Source organism: Paenibacillus sp. 1A_MP2, assembly GCF_052244825.1.
Lineage (GTDB): Bacteria > Bacillota > Bacilli > Paenibacillales > Paenibacillaceae > Paenibacillus > Paenibacillus vandeheii.
This window is the reverse complement of record NZ_JBQQCS010000001.1, coordinates 6,164,658-6,190,921: the sequence shown is the minus strand read 5'-3', so window position 1 is coordinate 6,190,921 and position 26,264 is coordinate 6,164,658. Positions and strand designations below refer to the sequence as shown.

Annotated in this window: 24 protein-coding genes and 3 pseudogenes; 25 read left to right on the top strand and 2 right to left on the bottom strand. The window is 42.6% G+C overall.

The annotated features are described in order from the left end of the window. Nucleotides 1-14: 14 nt before the first annotated feature. From ACTWJ7_RS30550 to ACTWJ7_RS30475, 16 genes and pseudogenes are all read left to right on the top strand, one after another. Nucleotides 15-1,652 (top strand): ATP-binding protein, encoded by a 1,638-nt coding sequence (locus tag ACTWJ7_RS30550; RefSeq protein ID WP_301880762.1) that lies wholly within the window; start codon nucleotides 15-17, stop codon nucleotides 1,650-1,652. Continuing rightward, nucleotides 1,612-2,328: a response regulator gene (locus tag ACTWJ7_RS30545; RefSeq protein ID WP_079349963.1), complete on the top strand. Its 717-nt coding sequence runs from the start codon at nucleotides 1,612-1,614 to the stop codon at nucleotides 2,326-2,328. Before ACTWJ7_RS30550 ends, ACTWJ7_RS30545 begins: the two co-directional genes overlap by 41 nt. A gap of 251 nt (nucleotides 2,329-2,579) precedes the next feature. Further along, entirely contained in the window at nucleotides 2,580-4,013 is a 1,434-nt protein-coding gene (locus ACTWJ7_RS30540; protein WP_079349962.1) for an NAD-dependent malic enzyme, read from the top strand. A 25-nt stretch (nucleotides 4,014-4,038) separates the two neighbouring features. Continuing rightward, nucleotides 4,039-5,342: pseudogene (gene dctA, locus ACTWJ7_RS30535) on the top strand (C4-dicarboxylate transporter DctA). A gap of 178 nt (nucleotides 5,343-5,520) precedes the next feature. Next, nucleotides 5,521-5,685, top strand: coding sequence for a PadR family transcriptional regulator (locus ACTWJ7_RS30530; protein WP_301880760.1), 165 nt, complete (start codon nucleotides 5,521-5,523; stop codon nucleotides 5,683-5,685). 999 nt (nucleotides 5,686-6,684) lie between these two features. Next, nucleotides 6,685-7,314, top strand: a complete 630-nt coding sequence (locus ACTWJ7_RS30525) for a hypothetical protein (RefSeq protein ID WP_443146187.1) — start codon at nucleotides 6,685-6,687, stop codon at nucleotides 7,312-7,314. Next, nucleotides 7,311-7,523, top strand: coding sequence for a DUF4183 domain-containing protein (locus ACTWJ7_RS30520; RefSeq protein ID WP_443146186.1), 213 nt, complete (start codon nucleotides 7,311-7,313; stop codon nucleotides 7,521-7,523). The genes ACTWJ7_RS30525 and ACTWJ7_RS30520 overlap by 4 nt, the downstream gene beginning before the upstream one ends. Before the next feature lie 82 nt (nucleotides 7,524-7,605). Further along, a complete protein-coding gene (locus ACTWJ7_RS30515) occupies nucleotides 7,606-7,890 on the top strand; it encodes a DUF4183 domain-containing protein (protein WP_301249277.1) in 285 nt (94 codons plus the stop codon). 252 nt (nucleotides 7,891-8,142) lie between these two features. After that, nucleotides 8,143-8,904 carry a WXG100 family type VII secretion target gene (locus ACTWJ7_RS30510; protein ID WP_443146185.1) on the top strand — a complete coding sequence of 254 codons (762 nt, stop codon included), beginning with the start codon at nucleotides 8,143-8,145 and terminating at the stop codon, nucleotides 8,902-8,904. Next, nucleotides 8,901-9,179 (top strand): hypothetical protein, encoded by a 279-nt coding sequence (locus tag ACTWJ7_RS30505; RefSeq protein WP_443146184.1) that lies wholly within the window; start codon nucleotides 8,901-8,903, stop codon nucleotides 9,177-9,179. Before ACTWJ7_RS30510 ends, ACTWJ7_RS30505 begins: the two co-directional genes overlap by 4 nt. A gap of 187 nt (nucleotides 9,180-9,366) precedes the next feature. Next, complete coding sequence (locus tag ACTWJ7_RS30500) at nucleotides 9,367-10,179, top strand: hypothetical protein (RefSeq protein ID WP_301880757.1); 813 nt, start codon at nucleotides 9,367-9,369, stop codon at nucleotides 10,177-10,179. A 313-nt stretch (nucleotides 10,180-10,492) separates the two neighbouring features. Beyond that, nucleotides 10,493-10,975, top strand: coding sequence for a hypothetical protein (locus ACTWJ7_RS30495; protein ID WP_079349957.1), 483 nt, complete (start codon nucleotides 10,493-10,495; stop codon nucleotides 10,973-10,975). Between the two features lie 65 nt (nucleotides 10,976-11,040). After that, entirely contained in the window at nucleotides 11,041-11,523 is a 483-nt protein-coding gene (locus ACTWJ7_RS30490) for a hypothetical protein (protein ID WP_301880756.1), read from the top strand. A 454-nt stretch (nucleotides 11,524-11,977) separates the two neighbouring features. Next, nucleotides 11,978-12,457, top strand: a complete 480-nt coding sequence (locus tag ACTWJ7_RS30485; protein ID WP_301880755.1) for a hypothetical protein — start codon at nucleotides 11,978-11,980, stop codon at nucleotides 12,455-12,457. 484 nt (nucleotides 12,458-12,941) lie between these two features. Continuing rightward, complete coding sequence (locus ACTWJ7_RS30480; RefSeq protein WP_301880754.1) at nucleotides 12,942-13,610, top strand: hypothetical protein; 669 nt, start codon at nucleotides 12,942-12,944, stop codon at nucleotides 13,608-13,610. A 232-nt stretch (nucleotides 13,611-13,842) separates the two neighbouring features. Further along, a pseudogene (locus ACTWJ7_RS30475) lies at nucleotides 13,843-16,977 on the top strand (DUF3427 domain-containing protein). A gap of 309 nt (nucleotides 16,978-17,286) precedes the next feature. Here ACTWJ7_RS30475 and ACTWJ7_RS30470 read toward each other — a convergent pair. Next, a complete protein-coding gene (locus ACTWJ7_RS30470; RefSeq protein WP_301880752.1) occupies nucleotides 17,287-18,285 on the bottom strand; it encodes a hypothetical protein in 999 nt (332 codons plus the stop codon). Between the two features lie 162 nt (nucleotides 18,286-18,447). Between ACTWJ7_RS30470 and ACTWJ7_RS30465 the strand changes: the two are divergent. From ACTWJ7_RS30465 to ACTWJ7_RS30455, 3 genes and pseudogenes are all read left to right on the top strand, one after another. Next, nucleotides 18,448-19,545, top strand: a pseudogene (locus tag ACTWJ7_RS30465) (DUF3427 domain-containing protein); the annotation flags it as partial. A 46-nt stretch (nucleotides 19,546-19,591) separates the two neighbouring features. Continuing rightward, entirely contained in the window at nucleotides 19,592-20,401 is an 810-nt protein-coding gene (locus ACTWJ7_RS30460; RefSeq protein ID WP_301880751.1) for a hypothetical protein, read from the top strand. A 17-nt stretch (nucleotides 20,402-20,418) separates the two neighbouring features. After that, complete coding sequence (locus ACTWJ7_RS30455; protein ID WP_443146183.1) at nucleotides 20,419-22,206, top strand: DUF2075 domain-containing protein; 1,788 nt, start codon at nucleotides 20,419-20,421, stop codon at nucleotides 22,204-22,206. A gap of 139 nt (nucleotides 22,207-22,345) precedes the next feature. Here the strand turns inward: ACTWJ7_RS30455 and ACTWJ7_RS30450 are convergent, their stop codons facing one another. Beyond that, the gene (locus tag ACTWJ7_RS30450; protein WP_301880749.1) at nucleotides 22,346-22,687 is read right to left on the bottom strand and encodes a helix-turn-helix domain-containing protein; all 342 of its coding nucleotides are present in this window, start codon (nucleotides 22,685-22,687) and stop codon (nucleotides 22,346-22,348) included. A 141-nt stretch (nucleotides 22,688-22,828) separates the two neighbouring features. Here ACTWJ7_RS30450 and ACTWJ7_RS30445 point away from each other — a divergent pair, with 141 nt between their 5' ends. From ACTWJ7_RS30445 to ACTWJ7_RS30420, 6 genes are all read left to right on the top strand, one after another. Beyond that, the gene (locus ACTWJ7_RS30445) at nucleotides 22,829-23,344 is read left to right on the top strand and encodes a HEPN domain-containing protein (protein WP_301880748.1); all 516 of its coding nucleotides are present in this window, start codon (nucleotides 22,829-22,831) and stop codon (nucleotides 23,342-23,344) included. A gap of 579 nt (nucleotides 23,345-23,923) precedes the next feature. Continuing rightward, complete coding sequence (locus tag ACTWJ7_RS30440) at nucleotides 23,924-24,133, top strand: WXG100 family type VII secretion target (RefSeq protein ID WP_443146182.1); 210 nt, start codon at nucleotides 23,924-23,926, stop codon at nucleotides 24,131-24,133. Further along, the gene (locus ACTWJ7_RS30435) at nucleotides 24,127-25,038 is read left to right on the top strand and encodes an EndoU domain-containing protein (RefSeq protein ID WP_443146181.1); all 912 of its coding nucleotides are present in this window, start codon (nucleotides 24,127-24,129) and stop codon (nucleotides 25,036-25,038) included. The genes ACTWJ7_RS30440 and ACTWJ7_RS30435 overlap by 7 nt, the downstream gene beginning before the upstream one ends. A gap of 12 nt (nucleotides 25,039-25,050) precedes the next feature. After that, nucleotides 25,051-25,362, top strand: coding sequence for a hypothetical protein (locus ACTWJ7_RS30430; protein WP_301880746.1), 312 nt, complete (start codon nucleotides 25,051-25,053; stop codon nucleotides 25,360-25,362). Between the two features lie 112 nt (nucleotides 25,363-25,474). Continuing rightward, entirely contained in the window at nucleotides 25,475-25,906 is a 432-nt protein-coding gene (locus tag ACTWJ7_RS30425; RefSeq protein WP_443146180.1) for a hypothetical protein, read from the top strand. A 47-nt stretch (nucleotides 25,907-25,953) separates the two neighbouring features. Then, nucleotides 25,954-26,190 (top strand): hypothetical protein, encoded by a 237-nt coding sequence (locus ACTWJ7_RS30420; RefSeq protein ID WP_301880744.1) that lies wholly within the window; start codon nucleotides 25,954-25,956, stop codon nucleotides 26,188-26,190. Nucleotides 26,191-26,264: the final 74 nt, after the last annotated feature.

Here is a 26,264-nt window from a genome sequence, read left to right as displayed (position 1 = left end):
ACTGGAGGTACATCGTGCGCAAAGGACTCCGGATTAAAGGAAAGATTACGATTCTGTCGTTTGGCATTGTGCTGTTTGCCCTCTGCATCGGAGGCATTATTTTGACCGGACATATTGCTGCGTTAAAGGAGGATGAGCTGGGACAGCGTTTGCTGATTACGGCTCGCACCGTTGCGGAGCTTCCAGCTGTGGCGGAAGGTCTGGAAAAGACGGACAAGCGCCCGACGCTTCAGGATCTGGCTGAACGTATTCGAATTGTGAATCATATGGACTACATCGTCATTATGGATATGAATGGAACTCGCTGGACACATCCGGCAGACCGGATGATCGGAACCTCTTCTGGCGGAATGGATGAAAGGGCCGCCTTTGCCGAGCATACGTACCTGTCGAAGGCTCAGGGGGAGGAAGGTATTGCCTTGCGGGCATTTGCGCCAGTCATGAACGCAGAGCGAGAGCAGGTGGGTGTTGTGCTTGCCGGCAATCTGTTGCCGACACTGAGTGCCGTTATTCACGGAATGCGGAGTGAAATTTATGTCATTTCGCTTCTTACACTGCTGTTCGGTATTTGGGGCTCCTGGCTGCTTGCAATCCATATCAAACGGCGAATGTTCGAACTGGAGCCCGAGGAGATTGCGAGGCTGCTTGTTGAACGGACGGCCACCTTTCAGGCGATGCATGAGGGTATTGTGGCGATTGACAGCCAGGAAAAGATTACGATTTTTAACGACAAGGCCAAGGAAATGCTGCGTGTTGCCGGAGATGTCATCGGGCGTCCCGTTCAGGAGGTGCTGCCGGATTCAAGACTGCCAGCCACACTTCGGAGCAACCGTCCGCTTTATAACCATACGGATTTTGTCGGCCCTGCCCATATTGTAAGCACGCGGGTTCCGATCACGGTGAAGGGAAAAGTGGTGGGTGCGGTCTCGATCTTTCAGGACCGGACGGAGGTCACACGCATGGCCGAGGAGCTGACCGGGGTAAAAGAATTTGTGGAGGCGCTGAGGGTGCAGAGCCATGAATATATGAACAAGCTGCACACGGTTGGCGGACTGCTTCAGCTGGGGGATGAGCAGCGAGCTCTAGCTTATCTGTATGAGGTGGTCGAGCAGCAGGAGGGCTTGCTGCGTCTGGTGAATCAGCGCATCCGGGTGGACAGTATCGCTGGCTTGCTGCTCGGCAAGATCAGCCGTGGAAGGGAGCTGGGCATCGAGGTCCGTTTGGACAACCATAGCTGGCTGGAAGAATTGCCGTCTGCGTTGGATCATCATGACATGGTGGTCGTTCTGGGTAATCTGCTGGAAAACGCATTTGATGCGCTGCAATCTAATACAGATGGACATAGAGAAGTTTTTATTAGTATTGAACAAAATGAAGATGTTTGCTCCGTGCTGATTGAGGATAACGGCCTTGGCATGAGCAAGGAGACCCTGACGCACTTGTTCGAGCTGGGCTATACGACAAAGCAGGGCAATCATCGGGGCATCGGCATGCATCTGGTGCACAGTATTGTGGATGAGGCTGGCGGCAAGGTTGATATTGACTCCGCAGAAGGCGAAGGCACGAGTATTATGATTACGTTGCCCATGTGGCGAGATTGGGAGAAGGGGTATGATGAAGAAAAACAATCCAACAACCGTCGTGCTGATTGAAGACGATTCGATGGTGCTTGAAATTCATAGGCAATTTGTGGAGCGGGCAGGGCCATTTCAGGTCATCGGAACAGCCTCCAACGGACGGGAAGGCATGGAATTGATGCGCAGGCTGAAGCCAGACTTAGCGATTCTCGATATGTACATGCCTGTGCAGGACGGCTTGACCACGCTTAGTCAGCTGCGCAGCGAGGAACTGAATATCGACGTGATTGCGATTACGGCCGCTAATGATCTGGAGACGATTCGCAGGGTGCTGCAATTGGGGGCTGTGGATTATATTATGAAGCCTTTTCAATTTGAGCGAGTCAAGCAGGCATTGGAGCAATATGCGGCCAAGAGGGGCAGTCTCACAGGCGAGATCTCCCTATCACAGACCGAGCTGGACCGTTTGCTGTATGGACAGGAGGCAGTGGAATCCGTAGTGAAGTCGGAGGAGCAGGATCTGCCTAAAGGTCTTCAGGCCATGACGCTGCGTCAGATTGTTCTATATATGGAGGAGCAGACGGGTTCCCGCTCGGCGGAGGAGGTTGCAGAAGGCACAGGTCTTGCCAGAGTAACGGCACGCCGATATTTGGAGTATCTTCAGAAGCAAGGCCTGCTCTTGCTGGATGTGCAGTATGGCGGTGTAGGCAGGCCAATCAATCGTTATCAGTTCAAGGGCAATCCCCGGTAGGTGGGAAAGGCAACGCTCAACGAAGCATGAGGAAGGGGAAAGGTTAGGAGCAACAAGACACACAATATAATATATAGCGGAAATTACCTTCTCGGATATCAAGAATCGCCATGTGTGGCGGTTCTTTTTTTTGTGATGCGAGCGAGACCAAAATAAACAAAAAGAACAAAAAGGTCAAATTATTCCCAACTCTTTATGTAAGCGATATCATTTTGTCAATGATATAGATCACAAAAGGAGATGGGCATGAGATGAGTATTCCGGCAGGTACCAACACAAGCATTATTCTACGCCTGGAGCTGGATCGGGGTATGGCCTCCTTCGGGGGAATTGCTACCGCAATCAGCGAAGCAGGCGGAGATATTATAGCTATTGATGTCGTTCGGAACGACAAGCTGACCACAACGCGTGATCTGACGGTAAATGTGACGGATAGCAAGCATAGAGAGCTGATCGTGGAATTGCTCGGCAAGCAGGAGGGGGTCAGGGTCGTTCATGTCTCGGATCAGACGATGCTGATGCATCTAGGCGGCAAAATTGAGATGAATCCGAAATATCCGATCAAAAACCGGAACGATCTGTCCCGTGTCTATACGCCTGGCGTTGCCCAGGTATGTACGGCGATTGCAGAGAAACCATCGCTGGCTCACCAGCTTACCATTAAGCGCAATACTGTAGCTGTTGTATCTGACGGTTCAGCTGTGCTGGGGCTAGGCAATATTGGGCCTGAGGCAGCTATGCCCGTGATGGAAGGCAAAGCGATGCTGTTCAAACAAATGGCGAATGTGGACGCGTTCCCGATCTGCCTGGATACGCAGGATACCGAGGATATTATCAAAATTGTCAAAGCGCTCGCCCCAACGTTCGGCGGGATTAATCTGGAGGATATTTCGGCTCCTCGCTGCTTCGAGATTGAAGAGCGGCTGATCGAGGAGCTTGATATTCCTGTCTTTCATGACGATCAGCATGGAACCGCGGTCGTACTGCTGGCGGGCCTTCTGAACGCATTGAAGCTGACGGGCAAGCAACTGGAAGCCTGCAAAATTGTTGTCTGTGGTCTGGGCGCTGCCGGAACCGCCTGCGCCAAAATGCTCGCCGCAGCCGGGGCCACGAACATCATTGGTGTCGACCGCGAGGGCGCGATCCAGCGCGGGGCACGTTATGAGAATCGGGGCTGGCAATGGTTTGCCGAGCACACCAATCCGTTCGGAGAAGCTGGAAGGCTGGCTGACGTAATTGTCGGGGCAGATGTATTCATCGGTGTCTCCGGGCCGGGCGTACTAAAGGTGAATGACCTGAAACGCATGGCCCCGGACCCGATTGTGTTTGCCATGGCGAACCCCACACCGGAGATTTCACCTGAGGAAGCCGAGCCTTATGTGCGGGTTATGGCAACGGGTCGATCGGATTATCCGAACCAGATTAATAACGTACTGTGCTTTCCAGGCATGTTCCGGGGATTGCTCGATTGCCGGGCTGCCCGTGTTACCGATGAGATGAAAGTAGCGGCAGCCAAAGCGATTGCTTCGGTTGTGAAGGACGAAGAGCTGAACGAAACCTATATTATCCCGAGTGTGTTCAATCAGGCGGTTGCTGAGCGGGTGAGCGAAGCAGTCATTGCCGCGGCACATGAATCGGGCGTAGCTCGCAGAAAGCATGACAAGGCCGTACCTGTGCTGAACTGACAGCGTGAACAAGGAGGTTGTAACGATGAAAAAGAAGAAGCTGTGGAAAAATCTGTCCATTCAGGTGCTGACGGCGATTGTGCTGGGGATTATATTCGGCATCGTGCTCCCGCAATATGCCAGCCAGATGAAGATCATCAGTGATATTTTTATCAAAATGATCAAAATGGTCATTGCTCCAATCGTATTCATGACCATTGTTATTGGCTTTGCCAATATGGGCGATATGAAAAAAATCGGGCGGATTGGCGGCAAAGCGCTGCTGTATTTTGAAATTGTCACCACACTGGCCATGGCCATCGGTGTCACGGTTATGTATTTGGTTCGTCCCGGCGAGGGCATGAGCACACAGGGAGTGAAGTCGGATGCAGTGGCCAAGTTTCAGGAGCAGGCCGCGGAATCCAGTCACGGCTTCCTCGATTTCCTCGTCGGCATCGTGCCGGACAATGCCATTGGTGCTTTTACCGGGGGGATATGCTGCCTGTCCTGTTCTTCTCCGTACTGTTCGGTCTTGCTATGGCGGGAATCGGAGAGAAAGCGAAGCCGGTGACCCATTTTCTTGAAAGCGCTAACGAAATCTTCTTCCGCATTGTTGCGATGATTATGAAGGTGTCTCCGTTCGCTGCGTTTGGGGCGATGGCTTACACGATTGGCAATTTCGGTGTAGGCTCCCTGTTCTCCATCGGTAAAATGATGGGCTCGGTCTACTTGACCATGTTCCTGTTCATCGTTATTGTTCTTGGCCTCATTGCGCGAATGAGCGGATTCAGCCTGTTCAAGCTGCTGCGCTTTATCCGGGAAGAACTGCTGCTCGTGCTGGGGACTTCATCTTCCGAGTCGGCCTTGCCGCGTGTTATGAACAAACTGGAGAAGTTCGGGTGCTCCAAGCCGGTCGTCGGTCTGGTCGTACCCACCGGGTATTCCTTCAACCTCGATGGCACATCGATCTACTTGTCCATGGCGGCTATGTTCATTGCCCAGGCGTATGGGGTTGAGCTGACGATCACTCAGGTGCTGGTGCTGCTCGGTGTGCTGATGCTGACCTCCAAAGGCGCTGCAGGTGTTACCGGTTCCGGGTTCGTCACGCTGGCTGCAACGCTCGCGGCCATTCCGAACAACGTCATTCCGGTTGAAGGCATGGCTCTGCTGCTCGGCGTAGACCGCTTTATGTCCGAGGCCCGCGCCATTACCAATATCGTCGGCAACAGCGTAGCTACAGTCGTCATCGCGAAAAGCGAGAATGAATTCACCTCGCTGGAGGAGCAGGAACTGAAGCCGCGATCAGTGCCCTCGCTTAAAGGGGAAAGTAATACGGATGCGGCAATCTGATGAAGAAGTAGAGTTTACAATTAGGTATAGCAATGACAAAGCAGGACGTCGTATTTATTACGAGGTCCTGTTTTTTGGGGTTAGATGAGGTTGAGACGGTCGGAAGTAATGGAAAAAAATGATTTTTGCTATATTTGTTTTTTATGCTATTTACATAGAATTAAATAGTAGGTGGTGTGTGAAGCTGAGAAATGAAATGATTAAAGGTTACATTGATGGCATTGTACTGTCTGTTCTTAGCAAGCAGGACGCATACGGCTATGAAATTTCCAAAACGGTGCATGACGAGACCAGCGGACAGTTTGATTTGAAAGAGGGCAAGTTATGCCCTTTTTTATCGTGACACTTGTGGGTGACTAATAGCGAATCAATACGGCGTACATAACCGATATATCGAGCTTATGCTTATTGTTTTAATTACCGTGAGTGCATTTAAGCGCCTGTATTGTGTTTACACGCAAACATGTGGATCGCCTCTGCTTGTTATTTGTGCCGCTGTTATTCACTTTAGGATATCTGCAAGCTTACTTTCATGTGATGTATCATTATTGGGGTGAGGATTTACGTTCACTCTGTTTGAGAAGTTATTTTTTAGTGGCGTGCATCATTCGTCTGACGGGGTTGAGTTCACGTTATTCAGCGCTTTGTTCATGGTTGCGCAGGCGCTCGTCATTTTCGTTATAAGTAAAAATCGTTATATCTCCCTACTTCCGTTTGTCTTTTCCGCTTTGTATGCATTGGTTCATATGCCGATGTTCAGTCTTTATTATGCATTTTTTACGTCTGACCGGTTCAGTTCCTCGGTAACTCAGGGATACGGTGTATTCATGGAAGGCAATGTGCAGCGTTTGATGGAGATAGGGATGATTTGCTTATAGGTGCATTAATGTATGTGTTATTCAAGGTGTGGGGGAAGTTGATGGCAAAAAGGAAGTTAATTTCCACTTCATAGACGAGTATGCGGGGAATTGAACATGCACTGATGCACAAATCAGGTATCTAAAAGGATGTTGCACATCTATCAGATTACCTATGATCAAATGAATCCTCCGGTTGATTCCAATCACTCTGCTAACTTATTTCAACATAGGGATATATCCTCCGTTCAGGTTGATGGTAAAGATGGGATGCAGCGAATTGAGGTATGGACTATGGCAGAGGCTCTTGCCTCATTTTTATTGGGCTTCCATCATAGTCATTAGCACACTCTCCGAATGTGCTAATGACATATATATAGGGCATACACACTGTGTGCATCGGCCTAAGGGAGTGACTATTTTGAAGTATCTGAAAAGAGGATAGCTACGCCTAAACGATTAAGATCCAGACGTTCAATATCGAAATGCAGAAACAAGTCCCCGGAAAACGCAGGAAGTGCCATATTATCCGTAAACCCTGTCGGAGAAAGCGTCGCTCCCTCCGACCGAAGCGTCCAATTAGACAACTGAAAGTAGTCTGTGGCAAAAAAATCATTGCTTTGCCGAGGGGGATTGGCGTCAACCCGGTATTTCCGGAGCCTGGGTCCCGGCTCGCTCCGATGAGACAACATGAACCGGAGACGGTCGGACCGCCCGGAATGCAAGGTCTAGTGGGGGAGCAAGGTGCCCAAGGCCTCGTCGGTCCGCGCGGCGAACCAGGCCAGCCCGGTCTACCTGGAGCGCAAGGCCCCGCTGGCTCTCACGGCGAGCAAGGCGGACCCGGTGTGTCCGGAGCGCAGGGCCCCATCGGCCCTCAGGGAGAGCGAGGCGACCCGGGCGTGCCCGGAGCGCAAGGTCCTGCTGGCCCTCAGGGCGAGCAAGGTGAACCGGGTGTGCCCGGAGCGCAAGGCCCCGCTGGTCCTCAGGGCGAGCAAGGTCCGCCGGGCAGCATACCCGGAATTGAGATCATTCCTACGGTAAACCGTTACTTCTATTTTCCAGACACCGATCTTAATTTATCGGACTCGGTTACGATCCCCGTGGGGAATTCGTGAATGACGATGGTCGGAGTGTATCCGAATTTGCAGGAATAGGACTTACCAGTATTTACAATCTTTATATCAACGGGATCGTACAGCCAGGTAACTCATATGACGTAAGTAAGGTTATGCTGTTTTTCCCTTCACAAGGTGGTGTGCTCTTTGCAGAAACGCCGATCATTCTGGAGATCATTCAACTAACGGCGCATGTAATAAATGGTTAAAATTGGTCAAACCTCCTCATGACTATGCCTTCACTACTTATGAATCTACCACATATACTATGTCAGGTAGGAGGTGAGAAACATGCCACTTGTGACACCATTTCAGAACAGTTTAAGATTTGCTGCAACCATTGGCGATGGAACGGGTACTGGAGCAACGTTTGCGATTGCTGCGACTGCTTTTACAAGCGACGCGGGTACAGCTGCAACGGCATTTCCAGGCACGTTCAATTATTACAATCTTTATATTAACGGCATTATGCAGACAGCAGATACTTCCACCGTTACAACCACTACAATTACGATTCCCGGTGGAGACGCACTGAATGCTGGAATTCCAGTTGTCGTACAATTCGTCGTGTCTTAATGCTTGCCTGAATCATGCTGCATCATTACCTTGTTCGACTTCTATCGCAGATAGAAGTCGTTCTTTTTTGTACAAGGCAAAAGTCGACTCTAAGGGAAGTATGCACTAATGCGCAAAATAGCTGCCTAAGGGATGTTGCCTAATTACCGGATAACCTTTGAGAAAATGAATCCTCTGTTTGATTCCAATCCCCGTTCTGACTTGTTAAAATTTAGGTACATATACTACGGTCAGGTTGGCGGTGAAGACGGAATGCAGCGAATCGAGGTACATCCCGATGTATTAGAGGAAAAAGCTCGGTTGGTTCAGCAAAAGAAGCTGGAACTGGAGCGAATGGTCCGAGAGCTTGAAAAAGCAATCTACCTGTTGCAATCGGAGTGGTCTGGTGTGACAGGGGAACGTTTCTTTTGGGATTTTATGCAGGTAAAAGAAGTCTTCCCTGCTACACTGGGTCTATTAGATAAAATCCAGAATGAGTTTACCTTTATTGCAAGAAATTTCAGGACAGCGGATGGTTCGGGTGAGGTTGCTATATATATACCTGAAGAATTGAAACGAAATTTCGGTGTTGGACTGCTCGACAAGTCGGTTGGAGAGACCGTAACTGGAATTGGACAGACAGCAGAGGCGCTCTTCTATGATCCATTCGGCACGGTCGCCAGTGTGGCCTATGCTATGACCTTGGGCAGAGTGGTCGATGTTGGGCGAGGTATTAAGTTTGCTTGGGATGCAGCCTGGGGAAACGGAACAGCCAGGTCTGATGTAGGTCAATTTGTGGATGAGCAGAAGAAACAGGTGGATGAGAGTGGGGCCGGGTACTATAGTGGTTCTGTAATGGGGCAGGTATTGGCCTATGCCTTTGTTGGCAAGGCGCTTCGTTCGGTGGAGAATAAACATAGCGATCTGGGAGGATCGGGTAGAGGCAAGTCGAAGTCAGGTGGGATTTTTAAGTATAACGAAAATTTAAAACTTACTGAGATCCAACAAAAAAGATATCTGAGTACATTGGAGTGAATTCCGATGAGCTTATAAGTTCAGGACTTGCCAGTGAGGACACATTAAAAAAGATTCTGAAAAATTTAAAAGAAGGATCAAAATCCGGTAGGGAAGGTTTTAGACTGGAAGCAAATACTGCTAAGTTATTACTTGATAATAAAATAAAAATAACAGAGGCTGGTACAACTTATAATGCTAAGGAATTAGGTGGTAGGATAGGGGAAATTGATCTGGGACATCGAATTATATTATTGAATGTTTCAATGCTACTGGGGGTAAATCAAAATCAATAAGTGATTTTTATAAATACTTTGAAGGCGATGTTAAGCAGCCACATATAAATCCTGAACATAAAGGAGTTATTCTATATGCCCCAAATGGTATTGATACTGTGAAAGCAAAAAATATAAGTTCAATTGGTGTTCAAATTGTAACATCTCCAGAGGAATTAATTAATACCCTAAAAGGAGACAAAAGATAATGTCACAATCCAATATAGTAATGTACATGGAAGAAGAACTTAGTATTGAGAAATTAAACAGTGTGCTGTCTGAGTTTGGTGCCAAAGATCAAATATCCTCTTGGGGAATAGAAAGATCCAACAGTTGGATATGGGTTAACTATTATATTCTTAAAGATAATGATGAGATAAGGAATATGTGGTTTGATATTTCTAAGGATAAGGTTAAAAATACTAATCTGAAAACTGCATTATTTATTCAACCTAGCAAGGATCGGAATGCTGCCTTTTTAGCGTTATCTTTTTGTAAAGAGATTTACTCAATCCTTGATAAAAGCAAAGATGTGTTTATATATCATGGTGATAGTGGATTATTTGTTAATGATGAGATAGAGAATCTGAAATTTAAAAACACTCAACAATTTTATGACTCTAGACTAATTAATGATGAAATAATCGAAGGTATTATCCAATGTTTAAACGAAGAGTTTGTCGGTGGAATAGAGTGTATTGAAGAAGACGGTGGATGGGATGGAGAGGAGTTGCAATACTTAGATTTATTTAGGAACCTTTTTGAGATGAGAGACGATCTAAAAGTTCAATCTTTAAATAAGTCTCTTAAAGAAAAGATAAATCATGTAGATGAGTTGATTTTGAGATTATTGGTTATAGATGATGAAAAATTATTGATAACTGCTGGGGATGAGAATAGAGATTTACCTATTAACAGTTGGTGGTGGCATCTTGATAAAGTGGATTCAAGAATACTCAAAGTACATATAAAGGAGGGATTTGTTAGTTACCAAGGCCAAAATAATGATAATGATCGATAAGTATGTTCTAAAATCATTTAAATAGAAAAAAATGAAATACTTGAACCACAAAATGATTTTGAAAAGAGTTTTTTTGTTCCAGTTGCAACAGAATCTTTTTTTAAGGATTGCTGGAAACCCGCTGTTGAAGTATTAAATTTAAAATGGATAGATCCCTTTTCAACTGGTGTTTATGTAGAAGAGGAAGATGTTTGTTTATATAGGTTAGAGGATCTATATTTTATGAGTGTAGTGACTAAATAAACTAAGAAAATATATTTCAGGTATTTCATTAAATATCTAATCAAGAAGAATTGCAAGAGGGCTGTTTGAGATGAGTTCTGTCATTTTCCTAAAAAAGTTAGAAAAGTATTCACCTGAAAAAGCCATTGAGGATTTTAAGAAAGCAGCGCAAAAAGCGAATATGTTTTGCATCTTGATAAAAGATAAATACCGTGATGATCTCTTTATATCTGTTGAAGGGACTCTATCAGAAGTTGATGGATCTACTTTTAAAAGCATAGATAATAAAGACAACTTAAAGTATTTCACATTTAATGTTAATCAAGTAGAAGAAGACTCAATTGATAGTTTCACTTGGCTTACTCAAGACGAAAATTACTTCTGGGCTTTAGATATTGAAAATATAAATCATGAGTACAAGTTTATCTTTAGATTCGTTGTAGAGTATTTTAAAGATAACGGCGAGGATTATTTATGGTTTGATGATGCCGAATGGTACTACACGGCTGAGGATATTCTAAAATTAAGTCAGATGCCGTATGACTCTAAGTGGTGCAGTGAAAAGATTGTCTAGTTTTATACATTTAAAAACAACGGGGTATTAATAGGGATTAAACATCGGCAAGGAGTATTAAAATAGTGGGAACTTCCGCGTTTATATTAATGGATCGAAAAAAATATACAACTGAAAAGTTATTGTCAGATTCTATAGTTGCAGCTTTTAATGCAGATGCTATGCTCAACTTTCACAATAGTAAAAATTATTCAACAGATGGTCATTTTCTCTCAACTACCATGAACATAAGCCATAAATTAGTGAAAGAAAATAACTATTCGTTTATCTTCTACGTGGATGCAACCGATAATCCGGGATTGGAATTTTACTATAATGACGACGTTGGACTAGAAGCAGACAGAGATCTTTTTCAGGTGGGTTGCATAGAAGAAATATATGGTGTTCAGGAACTTGTTTTTGAGTTTATATACCACTACCTTAAGTTAAATCCTGATGATTATTTTTGGGTAGCAGACTATGACTGGGTTTACAGTTGGGAGGATATGAAAAAATTAAAGGTTCTACCGTACGACCCGGATTGGTGTTATAAGAATCCGCCATCTTAAAGAATATTAACAGGTAACACGTAGAGAAATATTAAACAGCCTATTCCAACTTAGTTACTAAGTTGGAACGGGCTTATTTACATAGTCTGATTCAAGGTTAGTTGCGTTTAATATGATTCCCTTGGTGATGGCGTTTACTCATAACCATCCAACTAACGGGCCTTTCAGTCTTGAAGATATAGCCACTGCAGTAGATTTTAATATGGCTGAAATAAGAGCTGTTTCACCGAATGGTACTAATTTGAGTATGAGGCGAGGGGCAGAATGATGGAAAGAAAATGCTGATGACATAGGGAATATATTCGCTAATGTTCAAAAAGAGTTAAGAAGTGATCCAAGAGCACAAGAATATTTCAAAACCGGTAATAAAGACGCAGTGTGGGATATGCTATTTAACAGAGTTGCCGAAAAAATAGGTGGGGAATACACAAAACATTAAAAGGTAGGTTAAAAAATGAATAAGGATTTTCTTTACACTAAGCCATATGTTCCAGGAATGATAGACGACACACCAGTGGACCTGGAATCGTGGTTTATAGATGATTCAAGAGAGAGGATGGAAGAGAGATTAAGAAGCATATCTCTGAATGATCTAATCATTGAGTTAATTAATATATTTAAAGATGGCGAGCCGAATTATCAAGTTCTCTTAGGTTTATTAGGTGAAAAAGTTGTTAAGGAAACTCGAGGAGAAAGTACAGTCTATTGCCTAGGTGATATTTTGCGTTCTAAGGACGATATAAAGAGAATTGAGATTGAAATTAGTGATGAGGGTCTGAATATAAAGAAAATGAATATGTTTGTTAATCCAGCCGTGCTTTTGATACTTCAAAAGGAGATAACTAACCTGCGTGTTGATATTCACACTCAAAAAACAAGCGATTACTTATCAATTTCTATTAAAGATAAGATGATCACCTTATTTTCGATTTAAGACAGAAGACCTTCATACTACCGTATAACCCTAAATGGTGCAGTGAAAAGATGGTATGAGTTGTACACATCTATGCATGATTTAAAGTCACATCATTGAGCACTTCTACAAGAACTATAAGTGGAAGTGTTTTTTCTGTGGACGGGAACATAACACATGTGTTTGGGGAGGAGAAATAAATGGACTACGAATTGTTTTTACAATCTAATTTGGATAAAAAATCAGTAGGAGAAATGCTAGAAAGATTTACTACTGATATCAATAGCAAATCCAACGTATGCGAACGATTTTTTTGTTATAGTTGGAAGGGAAAAGCTCTACTCGTCCAGTATTAAATAAGATATAGGCTAAGATGTTGAAAAGAGTTAACTCATGACAATCATGAATTAACTCTTTTTAGTTACCAGTTCAAATGAATCGAAATAGTTTGGAATGCTTTATAAATAACAAAAGGCGCTTCTTACTATTAACAAAACTAGGAGGAATGTATAACCATGAGACTAAAAAACGATTTATAATCGTTGGATGCTTAGCTTTTGCAGTTTTACTAGTTCTAACCTATAGCTTTTATAAAGAAAAAAGAATGTATGAAGAGTATTTAACGATGAATGTACGACAAGATATGGTTGATATGAAGAGTGCGATTTTAAACAATGAATCCTATTTTAAACGCATACTGGAGAAAGAGAAAATAACGAACGAGATGATAGAAGATGGAGAACAAGCGAGGCAGCTAACTTATAACTTGATGAATATGATGCAGAGTATTAATAAGAATAATTTGATGAATCAAAGCTTTAGTGAAGAGATGACTATGCTAACCAGACCTGCCAAATCATTAACAGGCGAAATAGATCGAAGTGACACGTTACCCCTAACGCTTCAACGTATGCTAATGACTTTCGACCGTTTGGATGCCACAAGTTACCCTTTAACACCGGAACTTAAAGCACGAATTGTGGAGTATCGACAGTTAAACAATCGATGGTTGAAAGTAGTTGGGGAACCTGAATCAACGGAGATTAATGAAAAAGATTGGCCACAATTTATGAGTGATCTTGAGAAGGAGAATAGAGTTTATTTTCAAGAACAAAGTGTGAATCACGTTGATGATATATGGAGAGACTCACTAAATCCGAGATATGAATGGTAATTAAGAATGAAACTTGAAACTAGATATCAGATGCAGATTCAAAGTGGAATACTCCTGCCGTTCAGAGGCAATAGGAAGAACTCCACTTTTTTAATATCAAATCAACTAATGAAATTTCTCCCATACTGGACGATAATATAGTAGAAGTAGTACTTACCTATACCGATTATATAGCTCACCATATACATAGAGAACTATCCACAACCATCCTACACCCACACGAGGTACATTCATGAAACAAGGCATATATGAACAGCTTATCAACACCATCACCAGGCAGGAGATTTCTGCGCTGGACCCGGATGTGTATAACATTGGGACTGAGAAGCTGGATGCAGAGGAAGCACGCAAGCTGCTGTCCACGTATTTGGCGGCGGTAACGCTGCGAGCGCTTAAGATTGTACGGGAAAAGACGGAAGATAAGACGGTAGTGTTGGCGCAGATCCGAACGTGTAATGAGATTATTGCTACCCTGAAAGGCACGCTGGGGAAGAAGAGTACAACGAATTGCAATTGGATGAGCAGGGGAAGTGTTGACCCATGTGTATTCCAAGCTGAACAGCATTCGTGCGGTCCGGGATACCAAGATCGTTCGTCCAGATACGCCCATCTCCCAAAGCTCTTTATTCACAGGTGCAAAGTCCGAGCCGAGTATGTTATTGGAGCTGCAAAAGGAGATCGTGACCGCCGACCGGATCGATTGGCTGGTGTCATTTATCAAATTCAGCGGGCTTCGCCTGCTTCTGGAACAGCTTCAACAATTTACCGCGGGCGGTGGGAAGCTGCGGATCATCACAACTACATACATGGAAGCAACTGACCTTAAGGCCATTACTGAACTTAGCAAACTACCTAACACCGAAATCCAGATTTCCTATGATACCAAAGTGACTCGGCTGCACGCCAAAACGTACATTTTTCACCGTGATACTGGATTCACTACAGCCTATGTCGGCTCTTCCAACTTGTCCAACCCGGCGCTGACCAGTGGGATGGAGTGGAACCTCAAGGTGACGGAGAAGGATTCACTCGACGTGCTGCGCAAGATTGAAGCGACCTTCGAGAGTTATTGGAATGACCGCGAATTTACGCGGTATGTAGCTGAAGATGAGGGACATGAGGCACAGTTGAAGGCGGCTCTGAATCGTAAAAAGATCAGTCCAACCACTTTCACCTCGACATCCAGCCTTACGATTATCAAAAAGAAGTGCTGGAACAGCTGCACGCCGAGCGTACACTGTATGGACGAACCCGCAACCTCATCGTCGCCGCCACTGGCGTTGGTAAAACGGTCATCTCAGCCTTCGATTACAAGCGGTTCCGCGCAAGCCATGCGGGAGCCAAGCTGCTTTTTGTTGCCCATCGGGAAGAAATCTTGAAGCAAAGCCGGGACACATTCCGGTATATTCTGAAGGATATGAACTTTGGCGAGCTGCATGTCGGGAATCACCGAGCGGAGGCGCTGGATCACTTGTTTGTTAGTATTCAGAGTCTTAACTCCATGAAGCTGACGGAGATCACCAGCCAAGACTATTACGATTACATCATTGTGGATGAATTCCACCATGCCGCAGCGCCTTCTTACCAGAAGCTGTTGTCTCACTATGAACCTAAGATTTTGCTAGGACTCACTGCCACGCCTGAACGGATGGATGGCAAAGACATTACCGCTTACTTCGATCATACGATTGCCGCCGAGATCCGTCTAACCGATGCCATTGACCGCAAGCTACTGAGTCCTTTTCAATATTTTGGCGTCACCGATACTGTCGATCTATCTCAGGTAAAGTGGTCGCGTAAAGGCTACGATATGAACGAATTGGAGAAGCTCTATACCCATAACAAAATCCGTGCCAACCAAATCATCCAAAGTCTGAACAAATACGTAACCGATCTGGACGATGTGAAGGGGCTTGGTTTCTGCGTAGGGGTGGATCATGCAATGTATATGGCAAAAATATTTAACGAAGCCGGCATTCCATCCATGGCCCTGCATGGTGGGTCGAGCGAACAGGAACGTCATGCTGCAAAAGGACAGCTGGTTAACGGGGAACTGCGCATGATCTTTGTCGTGGATCTGTACAATGAGGGCGTGGATATCCCTGAGGTCAACACCATTTTGTTCCTGCGTCCTACCGAGAGTTTGACCGTATTCCTGCAACAGTTGGGACGTGGACTACGGATGGCGGATGGCAAAGAGTGCCTGACCGTGCTCGACTTCATTGGGCAAGCGCATCAGGAGTACAGGTTCCAAGATAAATTCAACGCCCTGATCGGCGCCACCAAACATTCCATCTCGTACTACGTCGAGAATGGATTTTCGAACCTACCACGCGGCACGTTCATTCAATTGGAAAAACAAGCGAAGGAATACATCATGCGCAACCTCAAGCAAATGAGTCGTAATCGCAGAGCGTTGATCCAGAAGCTGCAAACGTTCCAACAAGACACCGGACTGCCGCTGACCTTGGCTCATTTTGTAGAGCATCACGGGATGACACTCTATGAATTGTATGGTGGACGTACAGGGAAAAGATATTTCCGGGGCATGTTGGCCGAAGCCGGACTGACAGAGCCAATCGAGATTGAGCAGGAGGAGTATATCCGCAGACTGCCGTCTGTACTGACGATCAACTCTCGAAGCTGGCTGACGTTCCTAATTGACTTTATTGAAAAAGGCAAAGAATTTATTACAGCCGATGAACAGCGCATGCTCACCATGTTCTATTACACCTTCCATCGGGCTGCGCCCGAGAAGCTAGGACTGTGTAGCATCGAAGAGGGTGTGCGACGTGTGCTGTCTTGTGAGTCATTCCGAGCAGAGCTTGTGGATATTTTTAAATATAATTTGGCTCATCTGCGATTTGTGGATAAAAGTAATTCGTTCCAGTACACTTGTCCACTGGATATCCACTGTATGTACTCCATCGACCAAGTGCTCGCCGCCTTCGGCTACTGGAACGGTCAGCAATCACCCGCCTTCCGTGAAGGCGTGAAGTATTTTGCAGACGAACAGACCGATATCTTCTTCATTACACTGAACAAATCGGACAAAGATTTCTCTCCATCTACGCTGTATGAGGATTATGCGATCAACGAGCGTTTATTCCACTGGCAGACACAGAGCCGGGTGTCGGAGCATACAGCTACCGCGCAGCGATATATTAACCACCGCGAGACGGGCAACCGAATAGCCCTGTTCGTGCGGGAGTATAAGGAGGAGCATGGCTATACGTCTCCATTTGTCTTCTTGGGCGAAGCGGATTATGTGAGTCATGAGGGGAATAAACCGATGAGCTTTGTATGGCGGTTAAGGGAAGAGATGCCTTCGAAGATGGTGGCGGTGGCGAATAAGTGTATTGTTTGAGTGTGAAATGAATGGACCTGCTATATAAAACAGTTTTTTGATTGATATTTATAAGGGAGTTGAGTCCATCAAGTGGACCATATTGAGTATTTAATTTGATCTATAAAACAGACCTAAAGTCATAAATTTAGACTTTAGGTCTGTTGCGATAGGTGGTATTTATTTACGTTCCTTTTTAGTTTGTTCATCTCTTCGAAGTGCTTCTTCAACGTAGTTTCGTGGTGGAAGTTTTTCATAGATGACAAATAAAAAGATAATAATTACGATTAGAAGAACAATAATAATGATCTGCAATTAAATCTCACCTCATTAATATTTAAATGAAACGCCTGTTTGAATCGCAGCATCTTGTTTAACCGTTGGAGTTATTGAAAATGAGCCAGTACCTTTAGCATCAACACCTAAGGAACCAGAGATTCCAGACTCTGTATGAATATAGTGTCCTGAAAGATCGCCATGAGTAAATGAACTATTGTTTCTTATGGCACGATAGAGGACAGTCCCTCTGTGATTTTCATATTTATATTGTTTACCATTAGTCAGACTAGCAGAATCGTTTCGTAAAGGAAATTCAAATCCAATACCACCAGTCTTATCATTAGCCGAACCATAATTAATGTTTTTAATTCCTTCAGAAGTCCAAGGTCCAGCTCCAATAATAATATTCTTAGAATAATACGAGTCCATTGAATAGGTCAAGTATTCGCTATTTTGAATTGGTGTTAGACTAGTATGATGAGCTACACCGACTGCATCCTTATATTTGTAGAAGGGTTTTTTTAACCATTTAAAATCATGTTTAATTAAGTATTCTTGAGGACTGGTATTATTGATTTTTGAAATAGTTGTCGTTAACTGCATCCAATTGCTTGTAATTTCAGTATCAGGACAACCTGATGGAGAAATAGTACATATGCTATTGGCTGAAAAATAGCTCTCTACCTCTTGTTGTAAATTAATTTCGGCTTCATGTTGCTCATATTCTTGCTCTGTGATTTCTGAAACATCTCCACTAGGTTTAAATTCCATATACTTTCGATCTGCCCCAATTAGTTCTCCTTCTATATTATGCAGATAAGCGACCGTTTCGTTTGTGAGATCATTTACTTCTTCTGAAGAGTATCCTAACTGAGCATACTTTAAGGTATCAGAAGTACTTCGAATTGATAGACCTTCGTTTGAATACCCAATTATTCTCAGTAGTTCTTCATTTGAGTTCGTTTCTACTTCTTCTCCATAAACTTTTGTAATTGATACAGACGACAGGCAGAGTAAAAAAGTTAAAATAATTATCGAAGCTTTTTTCATTGTAAAATCCTCCTTTTATTGTTTGTACACTACTAAAACAACCTTAAAATGGGGTTGGTTGGACCGATTATGCAGGTAAATGTTACGGATTTGTGAATTTATTACAATTAAGGATTCCGAATTGTATCATCAAGAGTCAATTTCTAGTACATTTTAGGTAACTTGATTGGGATAACGAAACATTCTATCTCGCATTATGTCGAGAACGGCTTCTCGAACCTGCCTCGTGGCACGTTCATTCAGTTGGAGAAACAGGCGAAGGACTACATTATGCGCAACCTGAAGCAGATGAGTCGCAATCGAAGAGCGTTGATCCAGAAGCTGCAAACGTTCCAGCAAGACACCGGACTGCCGCTGACCTTGGCTCATTTTGTAGAGCATCACGGGATGACACTAGTTGAATTGTATGGTGGACGCACGGGGAAAAGGTATTTCCGCGGCATGTTGGCCGAAGCCGGATTAACAGCACCCATCCAGGATGAACACGAGGAGTACATCCGCAGACTACCGTCTGTGCTGACGATTAATTCTCGAAGCTGGCTGACGTTCCTGATCGATCATATTGAAAAAGGCCAAGAACCGACTACCGCCGATGAACAGCGTATGCTGATTATGTTCTATTACACCTTCCATCGGGCCGCGCCTGAGAAACTAGGACTGAGCAGCATTGAAGAGGGTGTGCAGCGTGTGCTGTCTTGTGGGGTATTCCGAGCAGAGCTTGTGGATATTTTTAAATATAATCTGGCTCATCTGCGATTTGTGGATAAAAGTAATTCGTTCCCGTACACTTGTCCACTGGATATCCACTGTATGTACTCGATCGACCAAGTGCTTGCCGCCTTCGGTTACTGGAATGCCCAGCAATCACCCGCCTACCGTGAAGGAGTGAAGTATTTTGCCGATGAGCAGACGGATATTTTCTTCATTACATTGAACAAATCGGATAAAGATTTCTCACCCTCCACACTGTACGAGGACTATGCGATTAACGAGCGCTTATTCCACTGGCAGACTCAGAGCCGGGTGTCAGAGCATACGGCTACCGCGCAGCGGTATATTCATCATCGAGAGACGGGCAACCGGATCGCGCTGTTCGTGCGGGAGTATAAGGAGGAGCATGGCAATACATCTCCATTTGTCTTCTTAGGCGAAGCTGATTATGTGAGTCATGAGGGGAACAAACCGATGAGCTTTGTATGGCGGTTACGGGAAGAGATGCCTGCGAAGATGGTGGCAGTGGCGAATAAGTGTATTGTTTAACGGATATTAGATTCGAAGTTAAATGTTAGAATGGAGTTGTTAGAAAGTGTGGAGTCAAATCGCTGAATGGTCTTTACTTTCAAGGTTAAGTGGTCTAAGTAGTATAATTATTTTTATCGGTGCTTTATATACATTTTTACGAAAAAATCAATTCATAACGACACTAACATCTACCAAGATAGAACAGTTATTTTTTTCGAAAGAAAAGAAAATGATTCTCAAGACTATATACTTTTTGTCCCAGTTAATCCTAGGCTTTGTTTTCAGTGTAATCTTAACAACTGTATATTATTTTATTGAAGTAGGTGAATATTTCATCCAATATGTTTCTATTATAGGTGCTTTCTCTTATCTACTAATCTTGTATATCTCTCTTAGGAAAAACAGCTATTTCGATAAAAATCTTTCTAGAGTACAGAATATTATATTGTGGAAATTCATGTTGTTAGTTCAAACTCTATGTATGTTTTCACTATTTCCAATTTCAGTTGCTCAATCAATATTATCAGGAAAGGTAAGCTTTTCACCTACTCCAAGCGATCAATTCATATTAACGATAGTTGCTGCTACCATAGTTTTAGGTCTATCTACTTTAGTATTTATGATTATTATAAAATTCAGTAACAAGAAAATTAATGAAAAATTTAGTGAATATGATTATGACTGTTTTTATATCACAGATAAGCATGATACAAGCTTAAAGTGGTTTGTTTATCACCTTATTGATAAAGAAAACTTTCTGTTAGGTAATTCAAAGATTAAAGAAGAAGCAGCTATTTATAGAGTTGAAGAGCGAAAAAATGTTTTAACAGAGAAAATTCATATATTGAGATTAAAGAAAAATTCTAATGAATAACGTATAGGCGGTGCATCATGATTATCTACAGCAGTAACGCATTAGCTTTCCGGGAATCTGTTGATAACAATCAAATTACAGTTCAGATTGAAGAAGCATTTATTAAAGGGATGGGGAAGAGACCTAATCAAGGGGAAGTGCGAGCCTGGAACAACTCTATGCAATTTATGGAGAAAATTATTCGTAATTCGAAGGTAGCAGATGACTGCGGCATATTAATTGAGTACAACATTCCTTCTACAAGTAAACGAATAGATTTTATCATTGCAGGTCAGGATGAACAGAGGAATGATAACTTTGTGATCGTTGAGTTAAAACAATGGGATTCAGTAGAAGCTATGGATCGCGAGGATGTTGTAAGGGCCTTTATTGGAGGTAGAACAAGAGAGACACCGCATCCTTCATATCAAGCATGGTCATACAAACAGTATTTGAGTGATATGAATGAGGCCGTATATTCCAAAGATATTAACGGATACTCATGTGCATATCTACATAACTACAGGACAGTACACCCGGACCCCCTTCAATATAATCAATATCAGGATATCATCCGTGAAGCTCCTTTGTTTCTAGCCGATGATGCTTCTAAACTTCAAAATTTTCTAAAAAGGCATGTAGGTGAAGGGAATGGAGTTAATTTACTTTATTTAATTGAGAATGGTAAGATTCGTCCTTCTAAGAAACTAATTGATCATATTGATGGATTATTTCAAGGGAACTCTGATTTTGTTTTACTTGATGAGCAGAAGGTCGCGTATGAGGCCATTATGAGCCTTGCCAAACAAACAGATGTAAAACGAACCATCATTGTGCAAGGTGGGCCTGGAACTGGTAAATCAGTGATATCTATGAATGCACTTGGTGGGTTACTTAAAAACAAGTTAAATGTTAAATTCATTGCCCCGAATGCTTCATTTCGGACGGTTATGGTAGAGACCTTGACTCAGCGACAAGCTAGAAACAAGACTAGGACAAAGATGTTATTTACGGGATCAAGTCAGTTTTACAAAGAGCCAGCTGATATGTATGACGTACTAGTTGTGGATGAGGCGCATCGATTAAAAGGCAAAGGAGCATATCAATATCTTGGAGAGAATCAGATCGAAGATATCATAAAGGCATCTAAAGTGAATGTGTTTTTCATAGATGATTTTCAACGTATTCGTCCTGAAGATATAGGTTCTATTGACGAGATTAGACGTTTAGCTGCCCTGTATGATTCGGAAGTGCATGAATACTCACTAGCAGCACAGTTCCGTTGTTCTGGAGCAGAAGGATTTTTGAATTGGGTTGATGATGCTTTACAGATTCGTCCCACCGCTAATTTCGATGGTTGGGATCAAGATTCTTTTGAATTTAAATTAGTAGACACGCCTAACGAAGTATACGATCTAATCAAAAGTAAAAACGATCAGGGGTATAAGGCGAGGATGTTGGCAGGTTTTGCTTGGAATTGGACAGCTGATAAAGAAGGTAATCGCAATGGGGAAATTCCGGATGTAACTATTGAAGAACATCGTTTTGCTATGCCTTGGAATGCTCGTTCAATATCAAGTACTTGGGCTATCCATGAGAGTGGTATAGACCAGATTGGATGTGTTCATACATCTCAAGGTCTTGAGTTTGATTATGTAGGCGTAATTATAGGGAATGATCTAAAATATGATTCGGATAAAATGGAACTTTATTCGGATTATGATGAGTACAAAGATAGAATGGGAAAACGAGGGCTTAAATTTAAGAATGAGGAACTAACAAAACTTATCAAAAATATTTATAAAATCTTGATGTCTCGGGGATGAAAGGTTGTTATGTTTACTGTCGAGATCAAGATTTGATGAATTATTTATGTAGCAGAGCAAATTCAAAATAATGAGCTGTGCTATGCAAAGTATAGAGAAACCCTATCAATCCATAAATGGACGGATAGGGTTTGCTGTTTCACATCAATATCCCTTTAATAACATTTTTGGATACACGAATATTATCAGGAGAAGCATCTCTTAGCAGTTGTACAATTTCTTTGATTTGTTTCTCATCTTCAGTTACCTCAAACTCTTCTTCTATATAAGCAAATAATTGAACCAAATTAACATCCAGTGACTCAGCGATCTTTGCCAAGTTCACCAAAGAAACATTCTTTTCTCCACGTTCAATCTGTCCTATGTATGAAAAATGAAATCCACCTTTTTCTCCGAGGGACTCCTGTGAATACCCTCTTTCTTTGCGTAGTGCGCGAATTCTGGCTCCGACCAGCTTCAAAACTTCTCTGTCCTCGTTCATGGTATTCACCTCTCTATGTTCAAAAGTGTAGACAAGTTTCCTCAAGGTAAACACCAAACGAAGAATACAAATAATTTAATTGATTACTATAGGTATCATTTTGTTGTATAATACTGGTATTAACTCTTTGGAGGGATGGCAATGGCAAGAAATTGGTCCATAACCGAAGCACATTGTAATCACCAAGTAGATTTTACCCCACGTTCGCAAGACCATGATATCTCCATACAACCTAGGTTCAAACATGCTCCTGCCTACCACATGCTACATACGACAATAATGGACTATCACCAACATGCTCAATATCACATCAAACTTGCAGCCATCATGTGTAATCACAATCAGTTCAAAGCCTGCCTGATTCTCTGCGATTGGGCTCTATCCTCTATGATTAAGGCGCTTTATATCCATAAGTATCATTTAGTTAATCCACCCAAGGAGCTCACCATGAATGAAATCTTACCTTTAGTGCATACGGACATTGAACCCGGATTGGATATCGCTTTGTTCATCGGCACGATACAACATATGTCTTCCCTAGCAGATTACCCGTATGACCAACCCATACAACTAAACAACGTCGAAAAGCTTCTTCAACGAACAGAAGAGATATTGGACGAGTTAACCACTCGATTGAAGGATGATTCATCAGGGTAAGATGTTTTTTTAATTGATCATTTGGGTTAAATGTTTGATTTATCTGTGTTACGCTTACAAGATGACATCATCCAAATAAAGGATATATGATGCAGAGACTACAAAGGATTTTCTTTGCTTTGCATCTGGAAAGTAGGTGTACATTTTGAAAAGAGTAATTGCTATCGCGTTTTTCATATTATCTATAATGGAATTGGTTACATTAATCCTAATCGGTAAAAGCATGATGAATGGGTATATGGAACCGAGTACATTTAGCGGGATAATTTCATTCCCACTATGCGCTACGTATCTTTCGATATGGATGTTCTTTTCACGGCAAGAGTTTACCGGAGGACGAGTCACGGCACAGATCAGTTTTACAGCGACATTGTTGACGGCGTGCCCGTTGGTGTGTTTGTTAATTATTTTCTATTAAATCAAGAGATTAAGAAGATTTCCTTTAAATTAGGACCTATGAAGTACGTTGTTGGAAATATTATTATGGTGAGAAAGGAAAAATCAGGATGTTAGAAGGATGTATATACATCAAACTTCTGCTAACATGGTAAAATCCTAATTCTAACGGCGGAGAATGATATGAGTACAATTAAAGTAACACCGGAGGAGCTGCTGCATGTATCTAAACAGATCGAGCAGGGCAGGCAGCAGTTGGAAGGTATACGTAATGACCTGACCGCACGGATTGGATTTATCCAGTCTCAGTGGGCGGAGCAACGCAGGAACGATTTTTCTACGATTTTCAGCAATCACGTCCTGTACTGGATCGAGCACTGGAAAGTATGGTGAAGTCATCCCAAGATCTGTCCGCGATTGCCGAGAGATTCGAACAAGCAGATCAGGAACAGGTGAGCCTGGGAGCCATTGCTGGACAAGTTGCTGCCCATGCAATGATGAACCATAATACAGGTAACACAGAAGACCAAAGACGAATGGTATATAATCCTTTGTTTGGAGTTGACATGCCTGCCAGTGAAGCGGAGGATGGGATGCCAGGGCAAAAAGAGTTTGTTCAGTATTGGGAAAATGGTGGCTCCTATGAAGAAATGAGAGCTGGACCGAAGCAACCGGAGTCTAGTGGCGGGGATATATATGATGAACAGATCAGCGCATTTAAGGAAGGTCTTCATCCCGTAACTGGAGAATCCATACCTGCATGGCAAGCAGCAGTTACTATAGGAGGTTTACAGACTGCTAAGCTCGTATTGGCTTTTACTGGAACGTATAATAAGGGTTATAAGGTTCCGAAAGAAGGATTAGGATTCCCAAAAGGTATGATTGGTGGAAGAATTACAGTAAGTAATGAAAGAATTCACCATGCTTCCCTTGGAGATTTTAATTCTAAAAATAGATTGATCAATGGTGGTCACGGTCAAGATAATATTAATTACTTACTTAAAAATAAGATCGCCTTTAACATTACTAAAGAATATCAAAACGGTGTACGGGTTGGTAATATACCTAATCACAAAAATAAAGCAAAGCGAAGTGGAGAGGGCCAAGCATGGTTCCCTAAGGAGTGGACATCGGAAGATATAAAAAAGTCCGGTGAGCATGTAGCAAATCTGCCTGAGAATAGAGTTAAGGGTGACGGTGAATGGATGTTTGGAAATTATAATAACGTTAGAGTAGGCGTAATCAAGAACGATGGACAGATCGGAACGATTACTCCAGATAACTCAAGACAACCGTGAGGAGAGTAAAACTTGGTAGACTACAGTGAAAAAGTTATCTCATTAGTAAAGAAGAGAAAAGATTTACACCCCGACGATCCAGCTATTCAAACGATATGGAATGAGATGGTAGATATTCTAAAAAAGAATGAGCAGAGTGCCATATCATTTCTAAATCAATGCGGAGAAGAAGATTTATATTGGCTCAGTGAGATATTTGAAGATTTATCTTCTGAATTCCAAAGTCGAGCATTTATAGATTGTCTTCTTCAATTGCAAACGAAGTATCCTGATCTGGATATGGAGCAAGACATAGAATATGCGATCCAATCAATGGAGGATTAATAATAAGATCATTGAAAGTAATCAGGAAAACATAGTTTTCAACAAATGAATAAACGGATTCTAAAGTGGGTGGCATGGTGTCAAAAAGTATTTATATGAAGAAAAAGAAGAGGTGCTTGCACCGGAACTTATGGCGTATACCTTGGCCAAATTAGGTTCGTATAAATGGAATAGAACAGAGATGTATAATCCGAATCGGATATATGAGAAACCTGCGGGTTTTTGTTTTAGATTCCATAACGCTGATCAGCTTTACGAGGAATTAAAGCATTGTATTCAGCACTTTAAGGGTAACCTTGAGTGGACGATCTATGTAAGTCCTTTAACCAAAAATAAAAATTATGTCATTGAGCCTGCTGATGTATACCATGCGAAACAAACTGAGGCATATCAGGTGAATTTGGAACTTGAAGAAGTGCTTCAAGATTCATATAAAGAAATCTGTGAGCAAGCGCTTCAAGACATCCCATTGTTATGTAACCATATTGAGCAATGGTTTGAGTTGGAACATAAGCAACTACATCCGCCTACAATACCGAATTGAAAACATTGGGAAAATGAAAGAATTATATGATGTAAGAAGGTTTGGATATGGAAAGTTTAGAAATTATTTTGATTGATTTTAACAAAAATAATCTAGATCGATTCATTAAGAATGATTTGAACATTCAGTTGGATCATATCAAAAGTTCTCACTTTTATGATAACCGTAGTGAAAACGATATTGAATTTCAGCAAATAGAGAGCCTTGAAGAGATTCTTTCTCCTAAGGGAACGGGGAAATATTATTGTCTCAGCTTAACCTGGGTCATACCTTTAACGACGTGATGATTGTATTTTCATTCGATGAGGAATCTGGAGATATCGTTATGAATTTTCCTGAAGAGGAGTTGTTCAGCGGA

Excerpts from the sequence above, each read along its gene's own strand:
- ACTWJ7_RS30485 (WP_301880755.1), top strand. The coding sequence starts at position 11,978 with ATGAATAAGGATTTTCTTTACACTAAGCCATATGTTCCAGGAATGATA.
- ACTWJ7_RS30450 (WP_301880749.1), bottom strand. The coding sequence starts at position 22,687 with ATGAACGAGGACAGAGAAGTTTTGAAGCTGGTCGGAGCCAGAATTCGC.
- ACTWJ7_RS30480 (WP_301880754.1), top strand. The coding sequence starts at position 12,942 with ATGTATAACCATGAGACTAAAAAACGATTTATAATCGTTGGATGCTTA.
- ACTWJ7_RS30455 (WP_443146183.1), top strand. The coding sequence starts at position 20,419 with ATGATTATCTACAGCAGTAACGCATTAGCTTTCCGGGAATCTGTTGAT.
- ACTWJ7_RS30540 (WP_079349962.1), top strand. The coding sequence starts at position 2,580 with ATGAGTATTCCGGCAGGTACCAACACAAGCATTATTCTACGCCTGGAG.
- ACTWJ7_RS30525 (WP_443146187.1), top strand. The coding sequence starts at position 6,685 with ATGCAGAAACAAGTCCCCGGAAAACGCAGGAAGTGCCATATTATCCGT.
- ACTWJ7_RS30470 (WP_301880752.1), bottom strand. The coding sequence starts at position 18,285 with ATGAAAAAAGCTTCGATAATTATTTTAACTTTTTTACTCTGCCTGTCG.
- ACTWJ7_RS30445 (WP_301880748.1), top strand. The coding sequence starts at position 22,829 with ATGGCAAGAAATTGGTCCATAACCGAAGCACATTGTAATCACCAAGTA.
- ACTWJ7_RS30500 (WP_301880757.1), top strand. The coding sequence starts at position 9,367 with ATGTCACAATCCAATATAGTAATGTACATGGAAGAAGAACTTAGTATT.
- ACTWJ7_RS30545 (WP_079349963.1), top strand. The coding sequence starts at position 1,612 with ATGATGAAGAAAAACAATCCAACAACCGTCGTGCTGATTGAAGACGAT.
- ACTWJ7_RS30515 (WP_301249277.1), top strand. The coding sequence starts at position 7,606 with ATGCCACTTGTGACACCATTTCAGAACAGTTTAAGATTTGCTGCAACC.
- ACTWJ7_RS30420 (WP_301880744.1), top strand. The coding sequence starts at position 25,954 with ATGGAAAGTTTAGAAATTATTTTGATTGATTTTAACAAAAATAATCTA.
- ACTWJ7_RS30510 (WP_443146185.1), top strand. The coding sequence starts at position 8,143 with ATGCAGCGAATCGAGGTACATCCCGATGTATTAGAGGAAAAAGCTCGG.
- ACTWJ7_RS30495 (WP_079349957.1), top strand. The coding sequence starts at position 10,493 with ATGAGTTCTGTCATTTTCCTAAAAAAGTTAGAAAAGTATTCACCTGAA.
- ACTWJ7_RS30435 (WP_443146181.1), top strand. The coding sequence starts at position 24,127 with ATGGTGAAGTCATCCCAAGATCTGTCCGCGATTGCCGAGAGATTCGAA.
- ACTWJ7_RS30440 (WP_443146182.1), top strand. The coding sequence starts at position 23,924 with ATGAGTACAATTAAAGTAACACCGGAGGAGCTGCTGCATGTATCTAAA.